Origin of the sequence: Candidatus Pelagibacter communis, from assembly GCF_001179925.1 — a bacterium.
GTDB classification, from domain to species: domain Bacteria; phylum Pseudomonadota; class Alphaproteobacteria; order Pelagibacterales; family Pelagibacteraceae; genus Pelagibacter; species Pelagibacter ubique_E.
Map to the genome: position 1 here is coordinate 1 of NZ_CVSF01000021.1, position 12,468 is coordinate 12,468.

Annotated in this window: 13 protein-coding genes and 2 pseudogenes; all 15 read right to left on the minus strand. The window is 31.7% G+C overall.

Going from position 1 to position 12,468, the window contains the following annotated elements:
• Positions 1-55: 55 nt before the first annotated feature.
• Positions 56-184: pseudogene (rpmC, locus tag AMN70_RS01605) on the minus strand (50S ribosomal protein L29); the annotation flags it as partial.
• Positions 184-594: a 50S ribosomal protein L16 gene (gene rplP / locus AMN70_RS01610; RefSeq protein WP_075501274.1), complete on the minus strand. Its 411-nt coding sequence runs from the start codon at positions 592-594 to the stop codon at positions 184-186. The gene rplP and the pseudogene rpmC, both read right to left, overlap by 1 nt.
• Before the next feature lies 1 nt (position 595).
• On the minus strand, positions 596-1,276 hold the full coding sequence (gene rpsC, locus AMN70_RS01615) for a 30S ribosomal protein S3 (protein WP_075501275.1): 681 nt from the start codon (positions 1,274-1,276) through the stop codon (positions 596-598).
• Positions 1,260-1,658 (minus strand): 50S ribosomal protein L22, encoded by a 399-nt coding sequence (rplV, locus tag AMN70_RS01620; protein WP_075501276.1) that lies wholly within the window; start codon positions 1,656-1,658, stop codon positions 1,260-1,262. Before rplV ends, rpsC begins: the two co-directional genes overlap by 17 nt.
• A gap of 2 nt (positions 1,659-1,660) precedes the next feature.
• Positions 1,661-1,963: a 30S ribosomal protein S19 gene (rpsS, locus tag AMN70_RS01625; RefSeq protein ID WP_075501277.1), complete on the minus strand. Its 303-nt coding sequence runs from the start codon at positions 1,961-1,963 to the stop codon at positions 1,661-1,663.
• Positions 1,964-1,966: 3 nt separating this feature from the next.
• A complete protein-coding gene (gene rplB / locus AMN70_RS01630) occupies positions 1,967-2,800 on the minus strand; it encodes a 50S ribosomal protein L2 (protein ID WP_075501278.1) in 834 nt (277 codons plus the stop codon).
• Between the two features lie 4 nt (positions 2,801-2,804).
• Positions 2,805-3,098 carry a 50S ribosomal protein L23 gene (gene rplW, locus AMN70_RS01635; protein ID WP_075501279.1) on the minus strand — a complete coding sequence of 98 codons (294 nt, stop codon included), beginning with the start codon at positions 3,096-3,098 and terminating at the stop codon, positions 2,805-2,807.
• The gene (gene rplD / locus AMN70_RS01640; protein ID WP_075501280.1) at positions 3,098-3,721 is read right to left on the minus strand and encodes a 50S ribosomal protein L4; all 624 of its coding nucleotides are present in this window, start codon (positions 3,719-3,721) and stop codon (positions 3,098-3,100) included. Before rplD ends, rplW begins: the two co-directional genes overlap by 1 nt.
• Positions 3,721-4,431, minus strand: a complete 711-nt coding sequence (gene rplC, locus AMN70_RS01645) for a 50S ribosomal protein L3 (RefSeq protein WP_075501281.1) — start codon at positions 4,429-4,431, stop codon at positions 3,721-3,723. Before rplC ends, rplD begins: the two co-directional genes overlap by 1 nt.
• A 2-nt stretch (positions 4,432-4,433) precedes the next feature.
• A complete protein-coding gene (gene rpsJ, locus AMN70_RS01650) occupies positions 4,434-4,742 on the minus strand; it encodes a 30S ribosomal protein S10 (RefSeq protein ID WP_075501282.1) in 309 nt (102 codons plus the stop codon).
• Position 4,743: 1 nt separating this feature from the next.
• Positions 4,744-6,822: an elongation factor G gene (gene fusA, locus AMN70_RS01655; RefSeq protein ID WP_075501283.1), complete on the minus strand. Its 2,079-nt coding sequence runs from the start codon at positions 6,820-6,822 to the stop codon at positions 4,744-4,746.
• Between the two features lie 6 nt (positions 6,823-6,828).
• Positions 6,829-7,299 (minus strand): 30S ribosomal protein S7, encoded by a 471-nt coding sequence (rpsG, locus tag AMN70_RS01660; protein ID WP_075501284.1) that lies wholly within the window; start codon positions 7,297-7,299, stop codon positions 6,829-6,831.
• A 3-nt stretch (positions 7,300-7,302) separates the two neighbouring features.
• Positions 7,303-7,674, minus strand: coding sequence for a 30S ribosomal protein S12 (gene rpsL, locus AMN70_RS01665; RefSeq protein ID WP_075501285.1), 372 nt, complete (start codon positions 7,672-7,674; stop codon positions 7,303-7,305).
• A 165-nt stretch (positions 7,675-7,839) separates the two neighbouring features.
• On the minus strand, positions 7,840-12,003 hold the full coding sequence (rpoC, locus tag AMN70_RS01670; RefSeq protein ID WP_075501286.1) for a DNA-directed RNA polymerase subunit beta': 4,164 nt from the start codon (positions 12,001-12,003) through the stop codon (positions 7,840-7,842).
• Between the two features lie 2 nt (positions 12,004-12,005).
• A pseudogene (locus AMN70_RS01675) lies at positions 12,006-12,468 on the minus strand (DNA-directed RNA polymerase subunit beta); the annotation flags it as partial.

Consider the following 12,468-nt stretch of genomic DNA (forward strand, 5'->3'; position numbering starts at 1 on the left):
AAAAATAGAGAAGTCAATTAGAAATATTCCAAATGTAAAAGTAACAGATATAAATCATTTTAGCAGGATTTGTAATTTGAGAATTAATTTTTTGAAACCTAAAGTTGAACAAGTCTTTTTTTAACTTATCTATATTCTTTAATATCTCATCTTTTGATAATTTTTTAATCTCTTGTTTTTTCATTATGCAAATCTTTTTATTGTTTTAGTTTTAATTGGTAATTTTGCTGATGCCTTATATAAGGCTTCTTTAGCAATTTGCTCTGAAACCCCATCTACTTCAAATAGTATTCTACCAGGTTTTACCCTGCACGCGTAATATTCTGGAGAACCTTTCCCTTTACCCATACGTACTTCAATAGGTTTTTTAGATACTGGTATGTTAGGAAATACTCTTGTCCAAACTCTGCCTTGTCTTTTCATATGCCTAGTAAGTGCTACTCTAGCTGCCTCAATTTGTTTTCCTGTTACTCTTTCAGGTGACATTGCTTTTAGTGCATAAGCACCATAATTAATAAAATTAGCTCTTGAGGCGTTCCCATGTATTCTACCTTTGTGAGCTTTTCTCCATTTTGTTCTTACAGGTTGTAGCATTTTATTCTTTGTCTCCTTTTGGAGTTATTTTGTTAGTTTCTTGACTAAATTCTTTTGCAAAAACTTCTCCTTTGTAAATCCATACTTTAATTCCAATAATACCATAGGTTGTCAACGCCTCAGCTTCTGCATAATCTATATCAGCTCTTAATGTGTGGGAAGGTATACTTCCATCTCTTAGCCATTCCGTTCTTGCAATTTCATTTCCTCCAAGTCTACCGCTGCATGATACTTTTATACCTTTGGCGCCTAATCTAATGCATGATTGCATAGCTCTTTTCATTGCTCTTCTGTAAGAAATTCTCTTTACTAATTGTTGAGCTATATTTTCTGCAACTAAGTATGCATTTGTTTCTGGTTTTTTAACTTCTTTTATATTTAAAGTGATTTCGTTTTTTGTAAATTTAGATAGATTATTTTTAATTTTATCAATATCACTACCTTTTTTACCAATTACAAATCCAGGACGAGATGTATAGATTGTTACATAACATTTATTTGAAGTTCTCTCTATCATTACCTTAGATACACCAGAATTTATAACATTTTTTTTGATATATTCTCTAATCTTAAAGTCCTCGATTAAAAAATTTCCAAAATCTTTTTTCTTTGCATACCACACGGAGTCCCAGCCTCTATTAACACCTAACCTGAAACCTACTGGATTAACTTTCTGTCCCATGACTCTCCATTTTTTTTGCCTCTGATAAAATTATTGTAACACTCGAATACGGTTTTAGAATTGGAGCAGCTCTCCCCTTTGCTCTTGGTCTAAACCTTTTCATTGTTATTTTTTTTCCACAATATGCTTCCTTCACAATTAATTTGTCAATATCATATTGATAATTATTTTCAGCATTGGCGATAGCTGAACTAATTGTTTTACTAATATCTTTTGTAATTCTTTTTTCGGAAAACTGTAAATCTCTTATTGCAACGTCAACTTTTTTTCCAACTATACCTCGTAATATAGGGTTTAATTTTCTAACACTAGATCTAATATTATTATTAATAGATCTAACAGTTTTATCTTTATTTTTTTCTGTTTTCTTTTTTTTACTCATATTTATTTTTTTTCAGTTGTTTCAGCAGGTTTCGCAGCTTTTTTATCAGCAGGCGTATGACCAAAAAATGTTCTTGTTGGTGCAAATTCACCTAACTTATGACCAACCATATCTTCTGAAACTGTAATCGGTATAAACTTTTTACCATTATAAATTAAAAAACTAACTCCTACAAAGTCAGGAATAATTGTAGATTTTCTTGACCAAGTTTTTATTGGGATCTTTTTAGGATCAATTTTATATTTATCTACTTTTTTCATTAAACTTTCTTCAACAAATGGTCCTTTCCAAACTGCTCTAGCCATAAATTAATCCTTCCTCTTCTTTCTTCTACGTACTATGAATTTGTCAGTTCGTTTATTATCTCTGGTTTTTAGACCCTTAGCAGATTGACCTGTAGGAGAAACTGGATGTCGTCCACCAGCAGTCTTACCTTCTCCTCCACCGTGTGGGTGATCTACTGGGTTTTTTACTACTCCCCTTGTATGAGGTCGTCTTCCTAACCATCTAGATCTTCCAGCTTTTCCAATTTTAATATTTTTTTGATCTGGATTACTTAATACACCAATTGTAGCTAATGCTCTGGAATCAATTTTTCGAACTTCACCAGATGCAAGTTTAATCAAACTATAATTTCCATCTAAACCACTAATTGTCACTGAAGTTCCAGCAGATCTTGCAATTTTTCCACCAGCACCAGGTTGAATTTCAACATTATGTATATCTATTCCTACAGGAATATCTTGAAGAGGCATACAATTTCCAATTTTAATTTCCTTTTTTGGTCCATTTTCAATTACATCTCCAATTTTAATTTTTTGTGGTGCTAAATAATATGAGTGAGTATTGTCTTCAAATTTTACCAACATTATGTAACAAGATCTATTTGGATCATATTCAACTCTTTGAACTGTTGCTGGAATATCAAATTTTTTTCTATAAAAATCAATATGTCTATACATTTTTTTATGACCTCCTGCTCTGTTAACAGATGTTATGTGACCATTATTGTTTCTGCCCTTCATGGCATTTTTAGGTGAAACTAATGATTTAAAAGGTTTACCTTTCCATAGACCAGTTCTATCTACTAAAATAGTTCCTCTTGTTGACTTTGTATAAGGTTTAAAAGTTTTTAATGCCATAAAATTAAACTCCAGTTGTTAAATCAATACTTTGACCTTTCTTTAATGTTATGATTGCCTTTTTAAATCCTGAAACTCTCACTTTTCTTCCCCTAGTTAATTTTATTCTATTTTTCTTATTAATTATGTTAATTTTAGTAACATTTACTTTAAAAATTTTTTCAATATTCGTCTTTAAGTTTTTTTTGTTTGCGCTAGCGGGAACTTTAAAAACTACTTTGTTTTGATCTGATAAATTAGTTGTCTTCTCTGTTACAAGTGGAGACAAAATTTTATCGTATAAGTGTAATTTATCCATTATTTATATCTTTTTTCTAGTTCTTTAACTGAGCTTTCTGTAAAAACAACTTTTCTAAACTTAATTATATCAAATGCACTAAAATGATTTATATCTGTTACTTTTACATTTGGAATATTTCTAATTGACTTCTCTATTTTTTCTTTAGAATTTTTATCAAGTATTATTAAAGAATTTGTTATTTCAAACTTTTTAATTATTGAGTACATTTCTTTTGTTTTTTTAATTTCATTATCAAAATCACTAAAAACAAGTAATTCTTTATTTTCTTTTTTTTCAGTAATTAAAGAAGCAACGCTCAACTTTTTTTCACTTTTATTCAGTTTTCTTTTTTTATATGAGAGTTCGCCTTTAGGACCATGGGCAATACCACCTCCAACAAATATTGGTGCTTTCCTGCTAGCATGTCTTGCACCTCCGGTGCCTTTTTGTGCATAAATTTTTGATGTAGGCCCTGAAACTTCATTTTGTTGTTTTGTTTTAGCGTGTCTACCTTTGTAATTAGCATTTGTTTTATATAGAACACTATTTACTAATCTTTTATTTATTTTAGCTGAAAAAATTTTATCTAAAACTTCTATAGAGCTTTTTTTACCATCTAAATTTAATTTTTCTAATTTCATTATTTTTTCTTTTTATCCGGGGTTTTTTTTGATTGCTCTGCTGCAAGAATTTTTTCATCAATAGTTAATTTATTAATATTTTTTACAGACTTTTTAACTAAAACTTCTGAATTTTTTGAACCAGGTATTGATCCTTTTAAATAAAGTAATTCATTTTCAATATCTGTTTTAATTATTTCTATATTTTGCATTGTTCTAAGTTTATCACCCATATGCCCAGCCATCTTTTTTCCTTTAAATACTTTCCCTGGATCTTGTCTTTGACCTGTTGAACCATGAGATCTATGAGAAATAGAGACACCATGTGTCGCTCTTAATCCACCAAAATTATGTCTTTTCATAGCTCCTGCAAAGCCTTTACCAATAGTTTTTGATTTAGTATCAACAAATTTTATATCTTTAAATATTTCTAGTCCAAATTCATTACCCTCTTTAAAATTTTCTGTATTTTCTACTCTAAACTCTTTTAATCTTTTTTTAGCTTCAGTATTTTTTTTCGAAAAAAAACCTTTCATGGCCTTTGTGAGCTTGGAGTTTTTAATTTTTCCATAACCTAATTGTACCGCCTTATATCCTCTTTTATCTTTATCAATTACTTGTATCACTCTAGCTTTTTCCATCTTTAAAACAGTTACGGGTACTAATTGACCAGATTTATAAAATTCTCTAGTCATTCCAATTTTTTTTTCTAACAAAGCTATTTCGCTCATAATTAAATTTTTATTTCCACATCTACACCTGAAGCTAAATCAAGTTTCATTAAAGCTTCGACTGTTTGTGGAGTTGGTTCAACAATATCAATTAATCTTTTATGGGTTCTTGACTCAAATTGTTCTCTACTTTTTTTATCAATATGTGGAGAACGTAAAACAGTATATCTTTCAATCTTTGTGGGTAAAGGAATTGGGCCTTTAATTGTAGCACCAGTCCTTTTTACAGTATTTACAATTTCCTCAGTAGATGCATCAAGGATTTTATTATCATAAGCTCTTAATTTAATTCTTATATTTTGTTTTTCCATCTTAACCCGCGATCTTTTTAGTTACTTCATCTTGAACATTTTGTGGAACTTTAGAATAATGATCAAAAAACATTGAATATTGAGCTCTACCTTGTGACATTGATCTCAAACTATTTATATATCCAAACATATTAGCTAAAGGAACCATAGCGGTAATTACAGTAGCATTACCTCTTTGTTCTTGAGTACTAATTTGTCCTCGTCTACTATTTAGGTCACCAATAACATCACCCATATAATCCTCAGGAGTAACAACTTCAACTCTCATTATTGGCTCCAGTAATTTTAAACCTCCTTGTGTACAAGCTTCCTTAAAACAAGCTCTACTAGCCAGCTCAAAAGCTAAAACGCTTGAATCAACATCGTGATGCAAACCATCAACGATAGTTACTTTATAATCAATCATAGGAAACCCTGCTAGTATTCCACTATCTGAAACACTTTCTATACCTTTTTCAACGCCAGGAATAAATTCTTTTGGAATAGCACCACCTTTGATAGCACTCTCAACCTCTCTTCCCTTTCCAGGCTCCTGCGGTTCCACAAACAATTTAACTTTAGCAAATTGTCCTGCTCCACCACTTTGTTTTTTATGTATATATTCAAATTCAGCTGATTTTTCTATCGTTTCTCTGTAGGCTACTTGTGGGGCACCAACATTTGCTTCCACTTTAAATTCCCTTTTCATTCTATCAACAATGATATCTAAATGAAGCTCGCCCATTCCTTTAATAATTGTTTGACCAGACTCTTCATCTGAGGAAACTCTAAAAGATGGGTCTTCTTTAGCAAGTCTTGCTAACGCTTCACCCATTTTTTCTTGATCACCTTTTGTTTTTGGTTCAACTGCGATTTCAATTACTGGATCTGGGAACTCCATAGGCTCCAGTAAAACAGCGTTATCTTCATCACACAAGGTATGACCGGTTATTGTATTTTTTAAACCCGCTAAAGCAACTATATCACCAGCATTAGCCTCTTTAATATCTTCTCTAGAGTTTGCGTGCATCAAAAGCATTCTTCCAACTCTTTCTTCTTTTTCTTTTGAAGAATTATAAATTCCTGTTCCCGACTTAATTGTACCTGAATAAACTCTTATAAATGTTAAAGATCCTACAAATGGATCATTTGCGACTTTAAAAGCTAGTGCAGAAAAAGGAGCTTTATCATCAAATTTCATATCTATTTCTTCATCAGAACCTATTTTAGTTCCTTTAATTGAACCAATATCGACTGGGCTAGGAAGATAATTTACTACGGCATCTAATAACGGTTGAACACCTTTATTCTTAAATGCCGACCCTGTTAAAACTGGTACAAAATCAAAATTTAATGTTCCTTTTCTTATACATTTAATTAAGTCCTCTTCTTTGATTTCTTCACCATTCAAATATGCTTCCATCAGCTTTTCATCTTGCTCAACTGCTAATTCAACTAGTTCAGTTCTATATTTTTGTGAAATTTCTTTTAAATCGTCTGGTATGTCTTTATATTCCCACTCAGCACCTAAAGCTTCATTTTTCCATACTTGGGCTTTCATCTTAACAAGATCAACAACGCCTGATAAAGAAGCCTCGATACCTATTGGGACTTGAATTACTAAAGGCTTAGCTCCTAATCTGTCTTTTATCATATCTACACACCTGAAAAAATCAGCACCAGTCCTATCAAGTTTATTAACAAAACAAATTCTTGGAACTTTATATTTATCTGCTTGTCTCCAAACAGTTTCAGATTGTGGCTCTACACCAGCAACTCCATCAAATACTGCAACTGCTCCATCCAAAACCTTTAAGGATCTTTCAACTTCAATTGTAAAATCTACGTGACCTGGAGTATCAATAATATTAATTCTATGATCTTGCCAAAAACAAGTTGTTGCTGCGGAAGTTATTGTAATTCCTCTTTCTTGCTCTTGCTCCATCCAATCCATTGTGGCAGCACCATCATGAACTTCACCAATTTTGTGACTTTTGCCTGTATAATACAAAATTCTTTCTGTGGTGGTAGTTTTACCGGCATCAATATGAGCCATGATGCCAATATTTCGATATTTATCTAAAGTATGTGATCTTGCCATAAATTATTACCATCTAAAATGAGCAAATGCCTTATTTGACTCAGCCATTTTATGAACATCCTCTCTTTTTTTAACTGCTGCACCTTTTTTTTCATAGGCATCATATAATTCATTAAAAATCTTATCAGACATATGTTTATCTTTTCTTTTTCTAGCAGAATCAATTAACCATCTAATTGCCAATGCTTGTGCTCTTTTACTTTTAACTTCAACAGGTACCTGATAAGTTGCACCACCTACCCTTCTTGATCTTACTTCAACGGTTGGTTTAATATTGTTAATTGCCTCATTAAAAATATTTATTGGCTCTTCTTTAGTTTTTGTTTTAATCTTATCTATTGCATCATAAACAATTTTAGCAGCAACGCCTCTTTTACCATCATACATAATATTATTAATAAGTTTTGGAATTATAGTAGAATTAAATTTTGGATCAGGAGTAACATTTTTTTTTGGTTGTGTTTTTTTTCTAGACATGAATTACTTTCCTTTTTTCGTACCGTATAAAGATCTTCGTTGTTTTCTGTTGGCAACACCTTGCGTATCTAAATTACCTCTTAATATATGGTACCTTACTCCTGGCAAGTCTTTCACTCTTCCACCTCTTATCAAAACAACCGAATGTTCTTGCAAGTTATGTCCTTCTCCGGGTATATAAGCTGTAACTTCAAAACCGTTTGAGAGTCTAACTCTTGCAACTTTTCTTAATGCAGAATTAGGTTTTTTTGGAGTTGTTGTATAAACTTTAACACAGACGCCCCGTTTTAAAGGTTGTTTCTGTAAAGCAGGAACTTTATTCCTTTTAATTTGTTTTACTCTTTTTTTTTTTAACAATTGATTAATTGTCGGCATAAAATTTTAATTAATTATTTATTGTTTTTGAAAGAAATAACTGACAGGTTATTATTGGCAGCGTTTAGTGTCTAAAGTTAACACTACATTCCAACCAAAAACATCGCCAAATTACTTATTAATATGACTTTGTCAAACTAAAACTAATTTGAAATGTTTAATTTTTTATTGATTTACAGGGGTTTCCGCAGGCTCAATTTTTTCTTGTTCTGATAGGAATTTATTATCATCCTCAAGTGCTTTTTTGTTCCATTTATTCTTAATATTTCCAGTTCCAGCAGGTACTAATCTACCAACAATTACATTTTCCTTCAAACCGTTTAATGGATCAATTTTACCTTTAATTGCTGCATCTGTTAATACTCTCGTTGTTTCTTGAAATGAAGCAGCAGAAATAAATGACTCTGTTTGTAATGAAGCTTTTGTGATACCCATCAATACTCTTTCACCTATAGCAGGTTTTTTGCCCTCTGATTTTAGTTTTTCATTATTATTTTCAAATTTTATTCTATCAACAATTTCTCCTGGAAGATAAGAAGAGTCTCCAGAATTCTTAACTTCAACTTTTTTTAACATTTGTCTTAAAATTGTTTCAATATGTTTATCATTGATTATCACACCTTGTAATCTGTAAACTTCTTGAACCTGATTTACAAAATACTCGGTTAAATCCTTAATGCCCATTATTCTCAAAATATCGTGTGGCAAAGGCTGTCCATCTAATAGATATTCTCCTTTTTTAATTTTTTCACCTTGATTGAAGTTAATATGTTTTCCCTTAGGAATTAGATAATTAGAAGATTCAGATCCATCTTCTGGAACAATTGAAACTCTTTGTTTACCTCTTACTTCCTTACCAAAAACCACTTGACCATCATTCTCGGCTATAATCGCGCTGTCTTTTGCTTTTCTTGCCTCAAACAATTCAGCAACTCTAGGTAGTCCACCTGTAATATCTTTTGTTTTTGTAGTTTCTTTTGGTAGCCTTGCAATAACATCACCTGCAGAAACTTTTTGACCATCTTTTACAGATAGAATAGAGTCTGGTACTAGATAATATCTAGCTTCATTATCATCAGCTTTCTTAATAACATTCCCCTTTTCATCTCTTAAAGTAATTCTTGGTTTAAGATCAGTGCTTTTTGATTGTGCTCGCCAATCAATAACAGATTTAGAAGAGATGCCAGTTGCATCATCAATTGTTTCTTGAATTGAAACACTATCAATTAAATCAACATAACTTGCTATACCACTTTTTTCAGCTATTACTGGTGTTGTGTAAGGATCCCATTCACATATTTTAGCATTTGATTTAACTTTGTCTCCATTTTTAAAAAATAATCTTGAACCATAAGCCACTTTATATATTGCGACCTGTACACCGTTACTGTCCTCTATTGATAATTGGGTATTTCTTCCCATGACTATTAAATTTTTCTTTGAGTCCTCTAAAATATTTGAATTAATTATCTTTAAAGTTCCCTCATTTTTTGTGATGATTTGAGAATCTTGTTTTACTGAAGCTGTACCACCAACGTGGAATGTTCTCATTGTTAATTGGGTTCCAGGTTCTCCAATTGATTGGGCTGAAATCATTCCTATTGCTTCACCTACATGAACCATTTTACCCCTAGATAAATCCCTTCCATAACATGTTGCACAAACACCCTCTTTAGAGCTACAAGTCATTACTGAAAATACTTTCAGTGATTTAATTCCAGCTGCATCAATTTGATCACAAGCTGTCTCATCAATCATCGAAGTTTTATTTATTATTACATCTCCAGTTATAGGATTTTTAACATCAGCCGCTGTCACTCTTCCAAGTGCTCTTTCTGATAAACTTACAACAACATTACCACCCTCTAAAATTTCAGATAACTCTATAAATCCGGGTTTTTCACACTTAACTTTTGTTATTGTCAAATCTTGAGCAACATCGCAAAGTCTTCTAGTTAAGTAACCAGAACTAGCAGTTTTTAAGGCTGTATCAGCTAAACCTTTTCTAGCTCCATGGGTTGAATTAAAATATTCAAGTGCAGTCAATCCTTCTTTAAAGTTCGATATAATTGGACTTTCAATGATTTCACCAGATGGTTTTGCTATTAATCCTCTCATACCTGCTAACTGTTTCATCTGGGCTGCAGAACCTCTTGCTCCACTATCTGCCATCATAAACACTGAATTAATCTTTAATCCCTCGGGAGTTTTCTCTGTTGCAGAAATTCCTTTCATCATTTCACCTGCCACACGATCAGTACATTTCGACCAAGCATCTACAACTTTATTGTATTTTTCTCCTCTAGTAATTAATCCTTCAGCATATTGAGTTTCATAATCTGCTATTAATTTTTTAGTGTCATCAATTAACTGAGTTTTATTCTCAGGGATTACTAAATCATCTTTTCCAAAAGAAATACCTGCTTTAAATGCATGTTTAAATCCTAGGTCTTTTAATTTATCGCAAAAAATAACAGTAGTTTTTTGACCACAAAATCTAAAGACAATATCAATTACCTCAGATACAACTTTTTTAGGTAACAATCTGTCTACTAGAGAAAATCTAATATCTTTATTTTTTGGAAGTAAGTTTGCCAATAAAAATCTTCCTGCAGTTGAAGTATATTTTTCAAATTTTTTGTTTCCATGCTCATCAATTGTCTCAAATCTAGAAATAATTGTACTATGAACTTTTATCTGTCCTGATGATAAAGCAAATTCAATTTGATCGGCATCAGTAAAATAACCTGCGGGTTTGTCATTTAATGGTTCTTGAGATAGATAATAAATTCCTAAAATCATATCCTGACTTGGAACGATAATTGGTTTTCCATTAGAAGGAGATAAAATATTATTTGTTGAAAGCATTAATATTCTTGCCTCTAATTGTGCTTCTAAACTTAAAGGAACATGCACCGCCATTTGATCACCATCAAAGTCAGCATTAAAAGCTGCACATGTTAATGGGTGTAATTCGATCGCATCACCTTCAATTAATTTTGGCTCAAATGCTTGAACTCCTAATCTATGTAAAGTGGGTGCTCGATTTAATAAAACTGGATGTTCTCTCACAATCAGCTCAAGCGCATCCCAAACAGCATTTGTTTCTTTTTCAACCAATTTTTTTGCTTGTTTTATAGTTGATGCTAATCCTAATTTATTTAGTCTAGCATATAAAAATGGTTTAAATAATTCCAAAGCCATTTTTTTTGGAAGTCCACACTCGTGAAGTTTTAAATCTGGACCTACAACTATTACCGATCTACCAGAATAATCGACTCTTTTGCCTAATAAATTTTGTCTAAATCTACCTTGTTTACCTTTGAGCATTTCTGCTAAAGATTTTAAAGGTCTTTTTCCCGTCCCAGTAATAACTCTTCCCCTTCTTCCATTATCGAATAATGCATCTACAGACTCTTGAAGCATTCTTTTTTCATTTCTTACAATAATGTCTGGAGCTTTTAGGTCCATCAACCTTTTTAATCGATTGTTTCTGTTTATAACTCTTCTGTATAAGTCATTAAGATCTGATGTAGCAAATCTCCCGCCATCTAATGGTACCAGTGGTCTTAACTCTGGTGGAATAACTGGTACAACAGTCATGATCATCCATTCAGGTTTTTGACCCGTCTCAATAAATGATTCTATTAATTTTAATCTTTTAATTGCTCTTTCTTCGTTAACTTTTGATTTTGTCTCTTTTATATAATTTATTAAATTTTTTCTCTCTAAATCTAAATCTAAATTTTTAAGCATTTCTAAAACTGCTTCCGCACCAATACCCGCAGTAAAAGCCTCATCACCAAATTCATCTTGATATTTTGCTAATTCTTCCTCATTTAAAAGTTGATTTTTTTGTAAGCCTGTTAATCCTGGTTCTATCACTATGAAATTTTCAAAATATAAGACCCTTTCTATTTCTTTAAGCTTCATATCTACTGCTAATGCAATTCTGCTAGGAAGTGATTTTAAAAACCAAATATGTGCGACAGGAGTAGCAAGATTGATATGACCCATTCTTTCCCTTCGAACATTAGATTTAGTGACCTCTACACCACATTTTTCACAAATAATTCCTCTGAATTTCATTCTTTTATATTTACCACATAAACATTCATAATCTTTTATTGGACCAAAAATTCTCGCACAAAATAAACCATCTTTTTCTGGTCTAAATGTTCTATAGTTAATCGTTTCAGGTTTTTTAATTTCTCCATAAGTCCATGACTTTATTTTTTCAGGACTTGCTAAAGAAATTTTAATACTATTAAAATTTTGAGCTTCTGATATTTCAGTATTCTTAAATAAATCAGTTAATTCTTTTTTCATAATTAGTTAAGCTCCACATTTAATGCCAATGATTTTATTTCTTTTACTAAAACGTTAAAGGATTCTGGTATACCTGACTCAAAATTTTCCTCACCTTTAACTATAGTTTCATAAACTTTTACACGACCTGCTACATCATCAGATTTAACAGTTAAAATTTCTTGTAATGTATATGATGCTCCATAAGCTTCTAATGCCCAAACTTCCATCTCACCAAATCTTTGGCCTCCTAGCTGCGCTTTACCTCCTAATGGTTGTTGGGTGACTAAACTGTAAGGTCCTGTAGATCGAGCATGAATTTTATCCTCAACTAAATGATGAAGTTTAAGCATATAAATAATTCCTACTGTGACTGGTCTATCAAATTTCTCACCTGTTCTACCATCCCACAAATAAGTTTGGCCTGAACCCGGAAGTTTTGCTAGTTCAAGCATTTTTGTTACATCTTTTTCTTTAGCACCGTCA